Here is a 14,639-nt window from a genome sequence, read left to right as displayed (position 1 = left end):
CCGGCGGCCGGCGGGGCAGCGGCCGAGCCGGACGGCGGGCGGGCCGGCGCGCAGGACCCCGCGGCCGAGTCCGACGGCAGGTCCGCGCCCGAACAGCAGGCCTCCTTCGAGGAGTCCAGCGCCGTCCGGGCACGGCACAGCCTCATCAAGGCCCACCGCGGCGCGGTCGGCGTGGGCTCGACCGCCGTCTACATCGAGAGCAACTACAGCGGGGACGGCGCTCCGCAGAAGACCCTCGTGCAGGCGGTCCCCTTCCGCGAGGACGTCGTCACGGCGACCTATGTCGCGGTCGCCGGACAGGCCGAGCTGGAGAGCAGCCTCGAACAACACCGCGTCATCGTGCTGTGCGGGGAGGAGGGCACCGGGCGCAGGGCCACCGCGACGGCCGTCCTCACCCGGTGGAGCCGGCCCCGGTACGCGGTCAGCGCCCTCTACCGCGAGGACGCCGACGTCGTCCTGGGCGTCTGCGAACAGGCGGACGACGTGCTGGAGGAGGGGCACGGATACCTGGTGGAGACGGGTGCCTGGCCGGTCACCGCGAAGACGCTGGAGCGCCTGGCCCAGGTGATGGAGCGGGCGCACGCGTACCTGGTCGTCACCGGTCCGCAGACCGGCTTCCCCGGCACGGCCGGCGACGTCCCTGTCTTCGAACACCCCGGGCCCGACTCCCTGCTGGTGCTCGAAGCCCACCTCAAGGCCCTGGTGACCCGCCACCGGCTGCACTGCCGGCGCGACGAGGAGGACGGCGGACAGCGGTGCGACGCGGACAGCACGGCACGGTTCCTCGACCGGGTGACCGGCGACGAACAGTTGCGGAGCACCCTGGGCCTCGCCCGCTCGGTGACCGGGGTCGTCCAGCTGGCCCGCGTCCTCGCGGAGAACATCCACGCCCCGGACGAGGACCTCGGGGACGTCATCGGCCGATGGCGCGACTGGCTGCGCCTGCTGGCCAGGGAGATGCTCGGGCTGGACGCCGGACGGGACGAGAACGGCGTACCGGCCCCCCAGCACCAGGCCTTCCGGATCACCTACGCGCTCTTCAACGGACACCCGCTGTCCGACATCGTCGAGGCGGGCGACCTGCTCAGCCGGATCATGCTGCCCCACTTCGGCATCGCGGAGGAGGACCTGGTCCACCACATGGCCGAGCAGAACATCAACCGGCTCGTGCCCCAGGAGATGAGGGCCTCCGAGGCCGCCGCGGCCGATGCCCGGAACGCCTTCCGGCAGGCGCTGCTGGTGCACGACCAGCTGCTGCACACCATGCTGGAGAGCACCTGGGACGCCTACAGCCGACTGCGCGTACCCCTCCTGGACTGGCTCGACCTGCTGGTCGGCGGACGCGGTCCCGGCCGGGAGCGCGTCCGGGTCAGGGTCGCCCAGCTGGTCGGCCTCCTCATGGGCCACGACTTCGACTTCGTCTACCAGCGCCGTGTCGGCCGGTGGGCCAGGTCCGACTCCGGGGTGCGCCGCGTGTGTGCCGCTCTGGCACTGGAGATGGCCGCGGCGGAGGGCGGTGCGGCGGATCGCGTCGCCTCCCGCGTGCAGGACTGGGCCCGCAGCCCCGGGACGGCGCTGCAGGACAGCGCGGCCCGCGCCTACGGAACGTCGATAGGCCTGCGGGACGTCCCGGCCACCCTCACCGAACTGGGCAGACTCGGCCGCAAGCCCGACCAGGTCGCGTTCAGCTCGATCGCCTTCTCCACCGCCTGGCTGTTCCTGGCCGGCCAGGTGGAGGAGGTGCTGGCCGAACTCGACCGCTGGGCGACGGCACGCGACGAGTACCTGCCGCGGCACGCCGTCCGCACCGTGCTCGCCCTGGGCCGCTACACGGTCAGCGCGGACCGGCCGGGCCGGCCCGCCCTCGCCGAACTCGCCCTGGCGAACGACAAGCACGCCGAGTTGCTCGTCACGCTCCTCAACCGCGCGCTGATCACCGGGGAGACCTCCACCCGGGCCTGGAACCTGCTGGCCCGCTGGCTGCCGGCCGCGGACGGCGAGGACAACGAGGACCTCGCCGCGCTCTACGAGTCCCTCGCTCCCCGCATCTTCACCGGCCCGCTGAAGGGACGTGCCCGGTTCCACCTGAACCGGGTCTGGATGCCCCGCCACGAGGACTCCGCGACCCTCCGTCGCGTCCTCGCCGCCGTCTGATCCGACACCACCGACCGACCGTACGAAGGGACACGTCTGTGTCGAACACCCGCAAGAAGGGACTCTGGGCCAGGCTGCGTGACTGGTGGCGCGGCCGCCCCGAACACGACCGCGACCAGACCACCGGCGCGACCTCGGAGCACGTCGCCGAATGGGAGTCGCCCGCCCCGCTCTCCGTGGAGCCGGTCCGCCCCGAGGCGTACGCCGAACTGGCCCCGGCCGCAGAGCCGTTGCTGCTCGCGGCGGAGGGCGACGTCTTCGAGTTCCAGGTGCTGCCCCACTTCCGCTGGCACAGCCGCGAGATGTCGGTCGAGCAGCTGCGCAGGCGGGCCGGCGCGCTGTCGGCCGAAGCACGCGACGAACTCCTCAAGAGGTCCTGGTCGCTGGCGCGCACCTGTGACCCCGTCGACGCGGCCAAGGCCGAGGAACTGATCAACTCCGAGCTGTCCGAGGGCTGGTGCTACGAGGACGAGGACGGCCTCGTCAAGTGCCGTCCCACGGTGCGGATCCGTATAGACCCGGCCCTGCGCGACCGGATGCGGCCCACCCGGCTGGAAGCCCAGGCGATGCAGGAGCAGCTGAGCGTCGGACTGCTCAGGGCGGAGCACGCCAGGCAGCTCACCGAGGAGTGGCTCCAGGTGATCGCGGGCCTTGAGCACTCGGGTGAACTCACGCCGGTGCAGCGGCAGTTCCTGCTCCCCTTCGCGGCAGCGCTCGCCGACGGCGACTTCGCGGCCGCGACCGACGCCCTGCGGACCGTGCGGCGCACCGGCGCCGTCGCCCTGGCCAACGTGCTCAACCAGGCCACCAAGAACCACGAGGAGATCGGGCTCTTCGAGTTCGCCAACGCCTACGACAAGGCCCTGAACAGCTTCTCCCAGCAGATGGGACTCACTCCCTTCTCCTGGATCCTGAACGGGGACAACCCGCCGGACGGTGAGCGGTGAGGACAGGACAGCAGGCCCGCTCGGGCCGAGCCGTGCGGTTCGCCGCGGCGCCGCGGCGCCGGGGCCGGGGCCGGGGCCGGGGCCGGGGCCGCCTGAGCAGAACCGTCACACCCGTTCTCCTCCTGCCGGTGCTGGTGGCCGGGCTGCTCTCCGGCTGCGCGCCGGGTCCGGACCACGAGGCCGCCCGATGCGGCTGGATGCGGAAGACCGCGGACGGTGCCTCCCCCGGTCAGTCGGGGCACACGGTGATCCTCGTCGACGTCTCGTCGTCGGTGCGCGGCTCGACCCCGGCCTCCGGCGGCGTCGACCAAGCCGCCGGCGTCAAGGCGAGCATTCCCGACTGGCTCCGCGGGGTGGGGACCGTGTCCGTCGCCACCTTCGGCGGTGCCGCGCACGACGTCCGGTGGACGGCGGCGGACTGGGCGGCGAAACCCGCCCCCGGCGGCAACGAGGTCACCCGGCGCAGGCACGCCGGTTCCGTGCCGGACTGCGTCGCGCGGGCGGTGGCCAGGGCCCAGTCCACGGTGCCCGTCCGCGGCGGCAGCGACGTACTGGGAGCCGTACGGGAGGCGAGTACCGTCCTCGCGGGCAGCAAGGGGACACGCAGGCTGGTCGTCCTCACCGACGGCCTGTCCACGACCGGCTGTGCCGACCTGCGCGACGCCGGTTTCGACGGGGGCCCGGAGACCGACGCGATCGTGCAGCGCTGCTCGGCCGACAAGGAGGTGACACCCAGGACGCTGGCCTCCGTGCAGACGGTGTTCGTGGGTCTGGGGCAGACCGCGGACAAGGAGCCGCAGGCCTCGCCCGCACAGGAGGCATGGCTCGACGGCCTGTGGCGGCGGCTCTGCGCGGCCGCCCACCCGAAGCCGGCCGAGTCCGCCGACTGCAAGGTGAGCGAGGTCGCGGCCCCCCGCACGCTCAGCGGCAAGGCGGCCCCGCGGCGCCCCGGTGATCCGGCCGTCGAGTTCCCGGAGCGAACCTGGAAGCAGGCCGGGGCCAGGGCACTGTTCGACCCGGACTCCGCCGTCCTGCGGACCGCCGCGCTTCCCCAGCTGGCCAGGATCGCCGTCCAGGTCCGGGACCTGGCAGGGGTACGCGTCCGCGTTCTCGGCTACGTCGATCCGCGCGGCGGTTCGGGCAACAACCGGACGCTGTCCCAGGCCCGCGCGGACGCCGTGAAGAACGAGCTCGAACGGCTCGGCGTGCGGGGCGTGACCGCCGTCGGCAAGGGCGTCCCGGACGGCTGTCCCGGAACGGCGGACGTCCTGGGGACGGAACAGGAACTCCAGTGCGAGCGCCGCGTCGACATCGCGGTCGTCCGATGAGGGGAGGGGACAGATGAGCAGCGAGAACGGCCACACGGCACGGGGCGGTGTGGTGCTGGGCGCGGCCAAGAACTGCCCGAACGGGTGGGAGCCGGACCCGGAGGAAACGCCGCCCGTCCGCCTGGTCGACCGTACGGACAGCCGCGAACGAGCCGTGCTGATGCGAGCGTTCAGCACCGGCAACTCCGTTCTGACCGACGACCGGTCGGGCCTCGGTGCCGCCTGCGCGGCCGTCGTCAGGTCCGCACAGCGCGTGGCGGGCGCCATCGCCGCCGTCGACCGGTTCAGGCGCACCGGGGGAGCGCTGCCGGATCCCCCGGAGGCACCCGTGGCCGTCGTGCGCGGCGACGCGGCCGTGGCGGTGGAGCAGCGCGGCCCCGAGGTGTCCCGGCGGCCCCGGGTGGCCGGGATGTGGCGTCGGCTGGTCTGGCCGGTGACCGCCGCCGGTGCGGTCTTCGACGCGGCGTTCATGGGCTCCGTGGTCCAGCAGATACTGAATGTCGGCCATGGCTCGCTGCAGTACTGGCTCGCCTACCTGCCCGGCCTCGCCATCTCGGTCTGTCTCCTGGCCGCCGGGACGTTCCTCGCCGAGCGCATGGCCCTCGTACGCGGGGGCCGCGAGGCCGCCGCGGCCGGTGACGGCAGCCGCTACCGGTGGCGGCCGCTGGTGGTCCCCTGGCTGTTCGTCCTCGCCGTCCTCGGCCTCATCGTCACCTGCGGTGTGGTGCGGGTGCTGATCGCCACCGAGGATTCGGGCGACAGCTATCTGGCGCTCTTCCAGCCGGTCGTCGTGGTGCTCCTGCTGCTGCTCGGCATCGCGGTCGTGGCCACGAAACTGCTCTCGCACGATCCCGAGGCGGCGGCCGACGCCGAGGCGGTGAGGCTCACCAAGAAGGCGCGCAAGGCCGAGCGCAAACGGGAGCAGGACGCGGAGAAGGAACGGCGGGAGCGCGCCGCGACCGCGCAGAAGGCGCTGCGCAAGCGTATGAAGGCCGCCGACGAACTGGACGACGCGGCACGCGACGCGCTGGTGGCGCATGTCACGGCCTGGTTCGCGCTCAAGGCCGCGCTCGACGGGGCGGAGCAGGACGCCCGCAGGCAGGTGGAGGACGCGGCGTCCGGCCTGGTGGAGGAACGGGCACGCACGGGTATGGCCGGCGCGTTCGACTTCCCGCTGCGAGCGGCCGAATGGCCCGTGGAAGGGATCTCCGTGATCCCGTGCGCTCCGCGGGGTGCTCTCATGCCGGCACGCTTCGAGCCCGGCCCGCAGATCAGGCTGGACCTGCTCGCCGAGGCGCGGAAGCTGCTCGAGCGCCATCATCCCGACGGCCTCTCCGACCGTCTGGACAAGGCCTCGGCGGCACTGAACCGACAGTGGCAGGGGCCGGGGGACGCCGAGGCCGCCGACGGCGAAGGCGACGAAGGCGACGAAGGCGACGAAGGCGACAAGGACGTACCTGTTGAAAGGGGGGAAAGCGAATGAACACCGGGTCGGGGGTCCCGGACGAGACCAGGGTGAAGCACCTCGAACTGCTCCAGGTGACCATCGGCCGCTTCGGCACGAACTCGTTCCTCGTCAAGGGCTGGGCCATGGCCGTCAGCGGAGGGCTGGTCACCGTCGCGGCGGGGGGCGCCGGATGGGCCGTGGCGGTGATCGCCCTGGTGATGACCTCGGGTTTCTGGTTGCTGGACACCTACTACCTGGAACAGGAGAGGCTGTTCCGCTCCCTGTACGACCGTTCCCTGACAGCGGAGTCCGGGCAGATCCCCGTGTTCAGCATGGACGTCGAACGCTATGCGCAGCCCGTCCCCTGGCGCGTGGTCGCCCTCTCCCGCACCATGAGGCTCTTCTACGGCACCTTCGCCCTGGCCGACACGGCGGCGGCCCTGTTCCTCCTCACGGCGTCCTGACGCCCCCACCGGCTCCGGTCACGCGGCCGCCGGAGCCGCCGGAGCCGCCGGAGCCGCCGGGAACCGGTCCACGGACCCCAGCTCGAACCACACGGTCTTGCCGGTGGCCGTCCGTGTGCTGCCCCAGGCGTCCGCGAGGAGGTCGACGAGTTCCGTGCCCCGGCCGCCCTCGTCGTCGGGTTCGGCGACGCCGCGCACCGGGCCGGCCGACTCGGTGTCCTCGACCTCGCACAGCAGCCGGCCCCGGCAGAGCTGGAGGTTGAGCCGGAGCGGCCCCCGCGTGTGGCGCAGGGCGTTGGTGACCAGCTCGCTGACGAGAAGCTCCGCGGCGTCGGCGAGATCGCCCACGTCCCACTCGTCGAGCTGGGCGGTCACCAGCCGCCGGGCCCGGCGCACCGAGGTGAGCTCCCGCGCCAGGGGCCAGGAGGCGTCCCAGGCGGTGGCCCGGCCGCGGGGGGCGTCGAACGGCCGCAGGGGGGCGAGCATGCGCGACCACAGGGCCCACTGCCTGGCGAACCAGGAGGGAGCGGCGCCGTGGAGGTGCCGGTCCTCCCCGGGGACGGCAGAGGCGAGGGCTTCGGTGGCCATGGCGAATCAATCCTTAAGGGCTGACGGAGGGCGGCGTACGTCGTGCGTGTAGCGGCCGCTACGTTCAAATATAGACGTAATGGCTGTTACGGTAAATACCTCGCCAAAAGTTGCCAATCGGTCGTCCTCGTGGCCCGCCGCTCACTCACCTCATCGCCTCGCTCACCTCGCGGACCTCAACCGTCAGGAGCCCCGCATGCCCCGCCCGCCCGACCCGGCCAAACGGCGTGCCCTGCTCGCCGGCATCCGCGCATACGTCCTGCGCAACGGCCTCGCGGACCTCTCGCTGCGCCCACTGGCCCAGGCGCTGGGGACCAGTGACCGCATGCTGCTGTACTACTTCGGCACCAAGGAACGCATGATCACCGAGGCGATCTCGCTCTACGACCGCCGCCCCCTCCTGCGCGCCCGGACCCTGCTGGACACCGTCGGCACCCCCTCGGACGTCCAGGGTCTACGCCGTTTCCTGGAGGAGCTGTGGCGCAACTTCAGCGACCCCGAGGTACGCGCCGCACTCCCGCTCTACCTGGAGGTGATGAGCGCCAGCGTGCTCCACCCGGACCGCTACGGCCCCGTCATGCGCGACATCGTCACCGAGTGGACCGACATGCTCACGCCGATCCTGCGTGAGCTGGGCCTGTCCGAGCACCGTTCGCGAACCGAGGCCACCCTCCTCACGGACGCCTCCCTGGGCCTCCTGCTCGCCCCCCTCGCGGACGGCCACTGGGAGCGGGCGGAGACGGCCTTCCACACCCTCCTCGACACCCTGGAACCGGGCTGGTCGGTCTGACCCCCGATCAGGTGTCGGGGGTTGATCAGGGTCTGCTCAGGGGCGTTCCCCGATGAGCCGGACCGCCGGTGCGGACGAGACTGGTGGCCGGGCCGTTCGACCGCCGGTCCGACCACCACGAGTTCGGAGATCCTCATCGTGAACAGCCGTGCCCGCCGCACCCGTTGGACCACCCTGGCAGCCTGCTGCGGCCTGCTGGCCACCCTGGCCACGGGGGCGGCCCAGTCCGCCTCCGCCACCCCGTCGGACGCACCCCGCGCCGCCACCGCCGCGCCGTTGCCCGGCCTTGACCCGGTCGCGTTGCGGGCGGCCGTCGGCGGCCTGCCGAACGCGGACGTCACCGGCGCGCTGTTACGGATCACCGGTCGTGCGGGCCACTGGTCGGGCACCTCGGGCGTGGGCGACCTGGAGACCGGCCGCGGCGTGCCGTCCGACGCACACATCCGGATCGGCAGCATCTCGAAGGTCTTCACCGCCACGATCGTGCTGCAACTCGCCGCCGAGCACCGGGTCGACCTGGACGCGCCCGTCCAGCGGTACCTGCCGGGCGTCCTGCCCGCGGACCTGCCGCCCGTCACGGTCGGCCAGCTGCTCAACCACACCAGCGGCCTGCCGCGCGGCGCCGACACCCCGGACTTCGGCGACGGGAGCCCCGAGTGGTTCGCCGCCAACCGCCTCAAGAGCTTCACCCCGCAGCGGGTGATCGACCTGATGGCGGGGCAGCCGATGCAGTTCGCGCCGGGCACCGCACAGCAGTACAACGGGGAGAACTACTACGTCGCCGGTGTGCTGATCGAGAAGATCACCGGGCACAGCTTCGCCGACGAGGTCCGCTCCCGGATAACCCGGCCGCTCGGCCTGCACGACACCTACGTCCCAGACGCCGACGACCCGCGGCTGCCGAGCCCGCACTCCCACGGCTACCTGACGGTCAGGTCCTCGGACGGCACCACGCACCCGGTGGACGTCACCGAGCAGAGCCCCTGGCCCTGGGCCGAGGGCGGCATGATCTCCACCGCCGGCGACCTCGACCGTTTCATGACCGCCCTCTTCCGCGGCCGCTTCCTGCCACCGGCCCAGGAGGCCGAGCTCTTCACGGTCCCCGATGTCCCCAGTTTCCATAGCAGCCAGTGCCGCACCGAGGCCGACGCCGGCCGGGCCTGCATGACCATGGGCCTGATGCGGGTCGAGGCCTCCGACGGCGTCGTGGTCTGGGGCAAGACGGGCTCCCGCCCCGGTTACACCAGCGGTGCGTTCGCCACCCGCGACCTCTCCCGCAAGATCGTCTACTCCCTCAACCCCAGGAACCTCGACGGCACCGAGATCCGCTACGTCCAGCGGATCGCCGCCGCCTCCTTCGGCACCGTGGTCCCGGCGGGCGGCTGACCCCGGGGCCGGTCCGACACCTCGGCGGCTGCCCGTGGTGCCTCAGCGGACGCGTTTCCGGGCGGCGACCGCCGCCCAGCCGAGGAGTGCGCTGATGAACAGGTCGCCGACGACCGGGACCGTCCCGCCGCCGGAGCTGCCCTACGAAGTCCTGGAGTGCGTCGGCGGGGGCGGCTGCGGGCGGGTCTACCTGTGCCAGGACGCCGAGGGGCTGATGGTCGCCGTCAAGACGCTGTACGCGCACCTCGCGGCGGCTCCCCCGATCAAGCGGGGCTTCGCCCACGAGGTGCGGGCGGCCCAGCGCATCGACGGACGGTTCACCGTGCCGGTGATCGCGGCGGACACCGAGGGCGCGACCCCGTGGATGGCGGTGCCGTACGTGGCCGCCCCCTCGTTGCAGGAACTCGTCGAGCACTGCGGCCGGTTGGAGCCCGGTCTGGTGCGTTCGCTGGGGGCGGGCATCGCCGTCGCCCTGAACGCCGTCCACGCCCAGGGCATCGTGCACCTCGATCTCAAGCCGGCCAACGTGCTGCTGACCGAGGACGGACCGCGCGTCACCGACTTCGGCATCGCCCAGATCGAACGGCTCACCGAGCCACGGCGCGGCTTCGCCGGCACGTACGCGTACGCCTCGCACCTTGGCCCCGGCTCCGGCCCCGGCGGCCGAGTCCTTGCCGGAGCCGGGTGGCGGTGGGGGAGTCAGGACGGTGGCTGGAGAACCGCGTCGATGACGTAGATCGTGGCGTTCGCGGCCTTGATGTTCCCGCAGACGATGTTCGCCTTGCCGTTGACCTTGAAGTTGCTGCCCGACCCCGACGTGGTCAGCTTGCCGCCCTCCACCGTCGTGAAGGAGCCGTTGGAGAGCTCGTTCGGGGTGATCTGCTTGTCCACGACGTGGTAGGTCAGCACCTTCTTCAGCTGCCCCTCGTTGGTGAGGAGCGAGGAGAGCTGCGACGTGGTCACCTTCTGGAAGGCCTGGGCGTCGGGAGCGAAGACGGTGATGGCGGGTTTCCCGTCGAGGGTGCCGTTCAGCCTCGCCCTGACCACGGCCGAGACCAGCTGGCTGAGCTGGGGATAGGCGGCCGCGGCCTCCACGACCTTGTCCTTGGCCGTGCTGGCCTTCTGGGAGAGCGCCGAGCAGCCGGGACCGAACGTCCCCGACGGACCGGGTGACGCGTCCTGGGCCTGGCTCTGCGACGCCAGGCCGCCGAACGTGAGCGGGACGGCGAGCAGGGCGGCCGCCGTGGCCTTCGCGGTACGCATGCGGGTGAACCTCATCGCAACCTTCCTCCCGTGGAAGCCTCGCGTGGAGGCGTGAACACTGCAGAGGTCTGGGACTGCGGAACTCTTCGTTTCCGCGGGCGGGGTGGGGCGATTGCCGCGCCACGGCCCTGGGCCATGGTCACCCGGCCACTGAGCGAGCGTATCCAGCAGGTGTGGTCACCGCATCTCGAGGTCGTCGCCCGGCCCCGGTCGCGGCGAGCCCCGACCGCGGTGTTCAGCGGCGCAGACCCAGCGCCGCCGCTCCCGCGTAGCGGGCCTGCGGACCCAGCTCCTGCTCGATGCGGATGAGCTGGTTGTACTTGGCGGTGCGGTCGGCGCGGGAGAGGGAGCCGGTCTTGATCTGGCCGCAGCCGGTGGCGACGGCGAGGTCGGCGATCGTGGTGTCCTCGGTCTCCCCGGAGCGGTGGGACATGACGACGGTGTAGCCGGCGCGGTGCGCGGTGGCGACGGTGGCCAGCGTCTCGGTGAGGGTGCCGATCTGGTTGACCTTCACCAGGACCGAGTTGGCGATGCCGTCACGGATGCCGGCCCGCAGCAGGGTCTCGTTGGTGCAGAAGACGTCGTCGCCGGTGAGCTGGCAGCGGTCGCCGAGCCGGGTGGTCAGGTCGCGCCAGCCGGCGTGGTCGTCCTCGGCCATCGGGTCCTCGATGGACGCGACGGGGTAGCGGTCGACGAGCGTGGCGAGGTGGTCGGCGTGTTCGGCGGGGCTGCGGCGGACGCCCTCGCCCGTGTAGTCGTACACCCCGTCGTGGAAGAACTCCGAGCTCGCGGGGTCCATGACGAGGGTGATGTCGGTGCCGGGCTTGTACCCGCTCTCCTCGACGGCGCGTACGACGAAGTCGAGGGCCCCCTCGGCGGTGCGCAGGTCGGGGGCGAAGCCGCCCTCGTCGCCGACGTTCACGCTGTGGCCGGCGGCGAGCAGGCTGCGGCGCAGGGTGTGGAAGACCTCGGAGCCCATGCGGACGGCCTCGGCGAAGGAGGCCGCACCGATCGGGGCGATCATGAACTCCTGGAAGTCGAGCGGATTGTCGGCGTGCGCCCCGCCGTTGACGATGTTCATCATCGGCACGGGCAGCAGGCGGGCGTCGACCCCGCCGACGTAGCGGTACAGCGGCAGGCGGTGCGCGGCCGCGGCGGCCTTGGCGGTGGCCAGGGAGACGCCGAGCAGCGCGTTGGCGCCGAGGCGGGCCTTGGTGTCGGTGCCGTCCAGCTCGGTCATCGTACGGTCGACGGTCGCCTGGTCCTCCGCGTCGAGCCCGGTGACCGCGTCCGCGATGCTCTCGTTCACGGCGTCGACCGCGCGCCGCACCCCCTTGCCGTGGAAGCGGGCCGGGTCGCCGTCGCGCAGTTCCACGGCCTCCCGGGCTCCGGTGGACGCGCCCGACGGGACGGCGGCCCGCCCGAGCGAACCGTCCCTGAGCTCGACATCGACCTCCACAGTGGGGTTGCCCCGGCTGTCGATGATCTCCCGTGCGACGACCCGGCTGATGGCGGTCATGGTGCAACTCCTCACACTGGGCCCGCGGATCGGACCCGGCGGGCGGTAAGTTTCATTCAGAAACAAAGTGAGTCCCGAAAGGGAACTTACTATGGGTCCATGAGGATGCACAACGCGGACGAGACCTGTGGCGTGGCTCAGGCCGCCCTGGTACTCGGGGACTGGTGGAACGTGCTGGTACTGCGGGAAGTCGCCCGCGGACACGTCCGCTTCGACGCGCTGGCCGCCGAGCTCGGCCTGTCCCGGAAGGTGCTCACCGAGCGCCTCGGCCGGCTGGTCGCCCAGGGAGTGCTGCGACGCAGCCTCTACCAACGGCGCCCGGTGCGGTACGAGTACCTGCTCACCGACGCCGGCGAGGCGCTGGTGCCGGTGCTGGTCGCCATGCAGGATTGGGGTGACCGGTGGGTGCTCGGCGACGGCACGCTCACCGCGACGGCGGCACAGGACGGCGCCGAACACACCCGCGTGCACGCGCTCGTCGGCACCCGGCTGCCCACGGACCTCCGACTCCCCGCCACCGGAGCCGAGTCGCCCCTCCTCGCCCCCGACGCCCGCGCCACCGTGCTGTTCACCTACCCCGGCACGGGAGCCGAGCGGGCCCCGATCCCGGGAGCCGAGCGGGACCCGATTCCCGGAGTCGAGCGGGACCAGGTCCCGGGAGCCATGGACCGCACACCGCAGACCCGGCTTTTCCGGGACGCCTGGCCGGACTTCCGCCGGGCGGGCGTGGACGTGCGCGGGATCAGTACCGAAACGGTGCACGAACAGGCGGAGTTCGCGCGGGCCGAGGAGATCCCGTACCCGCTGCTGTCCGACATCGACCAACGCTTCACGGCTGCCTTGCGATTGCCGGTCTTCCGTGTCGACGGCCGCCTCCGGCACAAGCGGCTGATCCTGGTCGTCGACGCCGAACGGACCGTACGCCAGGCCCTGTTCCCGATCACCGACGCCCCGCACGCCGTCACCGAGACCCTGCGCCTGGCCTCAGCCTGCGCCCGCACCGCCCCGACGGACCCGGGTCGCGGGCCGACCGCCGTCGGCTGTGTCCCGAACGCCTGAAGACCTGTTGTGGCTGCCGACGCGGGGAGCGCGAGGACGTGACCGGTCCACCCGGTACTGCGCGCGATCGCGGCGCAGACCCTCGTACTGTTCCTCGCCCCACTGGTCATGGCCACGGTTCTGCTGGCACCCCGCCAGGCCGACTGGGCCCTGGGTGCCGAGCTCATGGCCGCCGGGCTGGCCGGGGGCCTGAGCCTGCTGGCCATCGGGCGACACGGGCGCGGTCCTGCCACCGCCGACAAACGGCTGACCGGACTCTTCGACCGCCGTGACACCAGCATCGTCGTCATGCTGCTGTTCGTGGCCTGCGGAGCCGTCCTGGCGTCCGGCAGACCCGCCGGGCTCTACCTGCTGCTGCCGGCCTCGCTGGTGGCGTTCGTCAGCGGGGTGCTGAGCGCATGGAACTCCCTGCTCCCGCCGCCGGACCTGCTGTAGCGGCGAGCTGCCGAGGCCGTGCCGCGAGGCAGCCCTGGAACAGCTGGAACAGGATGCGCGCTGGGAGGCTTCCGGGCGCTGTGGTGACGGGCAGAGCCTCCCGGAGGGGATGCGGGACGGTGGGAACCGTTCGCCGGACCGCCGGGAGGCTCTGCCTGGTTCGGGTCAGCCCGGGTGACGGGCTGTGCCGTTTTCTGTCAGTCGCTGTAGCCGTTGTCGTCGTGCTCGCAGCCGCTGTGGTCGTGGTCGCCACCGTTGCCGTAGTAGCCGCCGTTGCCGTTGCCGTTGCCGTCGTGGTCGCAGTCGCAGGGCATGCCGGGGAGGCAGGGCCTGACGATCTCGGTGGCGCCGGCGTGGGCGGTGCTGCCGGAGAGGTCGGAGGTGCCGGCGAAGGTGGCGGTGTAGCCGTTGAGGCGCAGGTCCAGTGCGACCGCGATGGCGGTGGCGAGGTCGGGGGCGGTGTAGGTGGCGCAGGTGGCCACGCCGTTGGCGTCGGTGGTCGCGGTGCACAGCAGGGTGCCGCTGCCGGTGCTGGTGAAGGTCACCGTCTGTCCGGCCAGGGGAGTGCCGCCGCTGGTGGTGGTGAGGGCGGCCGTCATGTCGGTGAAGTCCAGCGTGGCGGCGGTACGGGTGAACGTGGCCGGGGTCGCGGTCAGGGTGGTCGCCTGCGCCGCCGTGTAGGTGATCTTCAGCATCGGCGTGCCCGTGGTGTCCGTACCCGCGGTCGCACCCGAGCCGGTCGGAGCGTACGAGGAGCCCGCTCCCGCGCCACCCCGCGAAGCGCCCCCACCGCCGCCGAACCAGCCACCCCCACCGCCACCACCGGCGGTACCGAACGGGCCGGTGACGGGGCCGGTGCCACCGGTGCCGCCGTGACCGGCAGCACCGTCACCACCAGGGACGAAGCCGACGCCGGGGGTGACGGTCGCTCCCTCGCCGTGGGTGGAGCCGCCACCGCCACCGCCGGCGCCGATCCCGACGACCCCGCCGCCACCGCCGCCTCCGCCACCGCCGGCGGTCGTGGCCGAGGCGCCGCCGCCATCGCCTCCCCTGCCGTTGCCGGCGCCGCCGCCACTGGCGGTACCGTCACCGCCGGGGCGGTTGGCCTCGCTGTCGCCGCCGCCGCCCCCGCCGATGCCGAAGGCTCCGCCGTTCCCGCCGTGCGAGTTGGTGGAGGCGGTGCCGGGGGCGCCGCCGGTGCCGCCGGCGTTGCCCCCGGCGGCCCCGGTGGCGGTCGGGTTGTTGATGCTGCCGCCGCC

14 protein-coding genes are annotated in these 14,639 nt (G+C 72.6%); 10 read left to right on the top strand and 4 right to left on the bottom strand.

Annotation, left to right across the window (positions count from 1 at the left end; all coding sequences use genetic code 11):
• From ABZ646_RS23355 to ABZ646_RS23335, 5 genes are all read left to right on the top strand, one after another.
• On the top strand, window positions 1-2,154 hold a 2,154-nt coding region (locus ABZ646_RS23355; RefSeq protein ID WP_360522082.1), incomplete at its 5' end, for a hypothetical protein.
• A gap of 38 nt (window positions 2,155-2,192) precedes the next feature.
• Window positions 2,193-3,101, top strand: a complete 909-nt coding sequence (locus ABZ646_RS23350) for a hypothetical protein (protein ID WP_360522079.1) — start codon at window positions 2,193-2,195, stop codon at window positions 3,099-3,101.
• Window positions 3,098-4,429: an OmpA family protein gene (locus ABZ646_RS23345; RefSeq protein WP_360522076.1), complete on the top strand. Its 1,332-nt coding sequence runs from the start codon at window positions 3,098-3,100 to the stop codon at window positions 4,427-4,429. The genes ABZ646_RS23350 and ABZ646_RS23345 overlap by 4 nt, the downstream gene beginning before the upstream one ends.
• Window positions 4,430-4,442: 13 nt before the next feature.
• A complete protein-coding gene (locus ABZ646_RS23340; RefSeq protein WP_360522073.1) occupies window positions 4,443-5,912 on the top strand; it encodes a hypothetical protein in 1,470 nt (489 codons plus the stop codon).
• Entirely contained in the window at window positions 5,909-6,340 is a 432-nt protein-coding gene (locus ABZ646_RS23335) for a hypothetical protein (RefSeq protein WP_360522070.1), read from the top strand. Before ABZ646_RS23340 ends, ABZ646_RS23335 begins: the two co-directional genes overlap by 4 nt.
• A gap of 18 nt (window positions 6,341-6,358) precedes the next feature.
• Here ABZ646_RS23335 and ABZ646_RS23330 read toward each other — a convergent pair whose 3' ends face one another.
• A complete protein-coding gene (locus ABZ646_RS23330; RefSeq protein WP_360522067.1) occupies window positions 6,359-6,928 on the bottom strand; it encodes an ATP-binding protein in 570 nt (189 codons plus the stop codon).
• A 196-nt stretch (window positions 6,929-7,124) separates the two neighbouring features.
• Here ABZ646_RS23330 and ABZ646_RS23325 point away from each other — a divergent pair, with 196 nt between their 5' ends.
• The 3 genes from ABZ646_RS23325 to ABZ646_RS23315 all read left to right on the top strand — a co-directional run bounded on the left by ABZ646_RS23325 (window position 7,125) and on the right by ABZ646_RS23315 (window position 9,840).
• Window positions 7,125-7,718 (top strand): TetR/AcrR family transcriptional regulator, encoded by a 594-nt coding sequence (locus ABZ646_RS23325; RefSeq protein WP_360522064.1) that lies wholly within the window; start codon window positions 7,125-7,127, stop codon window positions 7,716-7,718.
• A 138-nt stretch (window positions 7,719-7,856) separates the two neighbouring features.
• Complete coding sequence (locus ABZ646_RS23320; RefSeq protein ID WP_360522061.1) at window positions 7,857-9,104, top strand: serine hydrolase domain-containing protein; 1,248 nt, start codon at window positions 7,857-7,859, stop codon at window positions 9,102-9,104.
• 94 nt (window positions 9,105-9,198) lie between these two features.
• Window positions 9,199-9,840 (top strand): protein kinase, encoded by a 642-nt coding sequence (locus tag ABZ646_RS23315; protein WP_360522058.1) that lies wholly within the window; start codon window positions 9,199-9,201, stop codon window positions 9,838-9,840.
• Here ABZ646_RS23315 and ABZ646_RS23310 read toward each other — a convergent pair.
• Both ABZ646_RS23310 and eno read right to left on the bottom strand, forming a co-directional pair.
• The gene (locus tag ABZ646_RS23310) at window positions 9,804-10,382 is read right to left on the bottom strand and encodes a fasciclin domain-containing protein (RefSeq protein ID WP_360522055.1); all 579 of its coding nucleotides are present in this window, start codon (window positions 10,380-10,382) and stop codon (window positions 9,804-9,806) included. The two genes, ABZ646_RS23315 and ABZ646_RS23310, sit on opposite strands and share 37 nt — an antisense overlap.
• 220 nt (window positions 10,383-10,602) lie before the next feature.
• The gene (gene eno / locus ABZ646_RS23305) at window positions 10,603-11,886 is read right to left on the bottom strand and encodes a phosphopyruvate hydratase (protein WP_360522052.1); all 1,284 of its coding nucleotides are present in this window, start codon (window positions 11,884-11,886) and stop codon (window positions 10,603-10,605) included.
• A gap of 99 nt (window positions 11,887-11,985) precedes the next feature.
• Here eno and ABZ646_RS23300 point away from each other — a divergent pair, with 99 nt between their 5' ends.
• Together ABZ646_RS23300 and ABZ646_RS23295 are read left to right on the top strand one after the other, a co-directional pair.
• A complete protein-coding gene (locus tag ABZ646_RS23300) occupies window positions 11,986-12,945 on the top strand; it encodes a winged helix-turn-helix transcriptional regulator (RefSeq protein ID WP_360522049.1) in 960 nt (319 codons plus the stop codon).
• A gap of 108 nt (window positions 12,946-13,053) precedes the next feature.
• A complete protein-coding gene (locus tag ABZ646_RS23295; protein WP_360522046.1) occupies window positions 13,054-13,380 on the top strand; it encodes a hypothetical protein in 327 nt (108 codons plus the stop codon).
• Window positions 13,381-13,577: 197 nt separating this feature from the next.
• Here ABZ646_RS23295 and ABZ646_RS23290 read toward each other — a convergent pair.
• On the bottom strand, window positions 13,578-14,639 hold a 1,062-nt coding region (locus tag ABZ646_RS23290; protein WP_360522043.1), incomplete at its 5' end, for an Ig-like domain-containing protein.

The organism is Streptomyces sp. NPDC007162 (genome assembly GCF_040634175.1).
Lineage (GTDB): Bacteria > Actinomycetota > Actinomycetes > Streptomycetales > Streptomycetaceae > Streptomyces.
This window is presented reverse-complemented; position numbering and strand designations above follow the sequence as displayed.

What these genes read in the sequence shown, in the direction of transcription:
- ABZ646_RS23340 (WP_360522073.1), top strand. Translation starts at nt 4,443, where the DNA reads ATGAGCAGCGAGAACGGCCACACGGCACGGGGCGGTGTGGTGCTGGGC.
- ABZ646_RS23335 (WP_360522070.1), top strand. Translation starts at nt 5,909, where the DNA reads ATGAACACCGGGTCGGGGGTCCCGGACGAGACCAGGGTGAAGCACCTC.
- ABZ646_RS23330 (WP_360522067.1), bottom strand. Translation starts at nt 6,928, where the DNA reads ATGGCCACCGAAGCCCTCGCCTCTGCCGTCCCCGGGGAGGACCGGCAC.
- ABZ646_RS23325 (WP_360522064.1), top strand. Translation starts at nt 7,125, where the DNA reads ATGCCCCGCCCGCCCGACCCGGCCAAACGGCGTGCCCTGCTCGCCGGC.
- ABZ646_RS23315 (WP_360522058.1), top strand. Translation starts at nt 9,199, where the DNA reads ATGAACAGGTCGCCGACGACCGGGACCGTCCCGCCGCCGGAGCTGCCC.
- ABZ646_RS23310 (WP_360522055.1), bottom strand. Translation starts at nt 10,382, where the DNA reads ATGAGGTTCACCCGCATGCGTACCGCGAAGGCCACGGCGGCCGCCCTG.
- eno (WP_360522052.1), bottom strand. Translation starts at nt 11,886, where the DNA reads ATGACCGCCATCAGCCGGGTCGTCGCACGGGAGATCATCGACAGCCGG.
- ABZ646_RS23300 (WP_360522049.1), top strand. Translation starts at nt 11,986, where the DNA reads ATGAGGATGCACAACGCGGACGAGACCTGTGGCGTGGCTCAGGCCGCC.
- ABZ646_RS23295 (WP_360522046.1), top strand. Translation starts at nt 13,054, where the DNA reads ATGGCCACGGTTCTGCTGGCACCCCGCCAGGCCGACTGGGCCCTGGGT.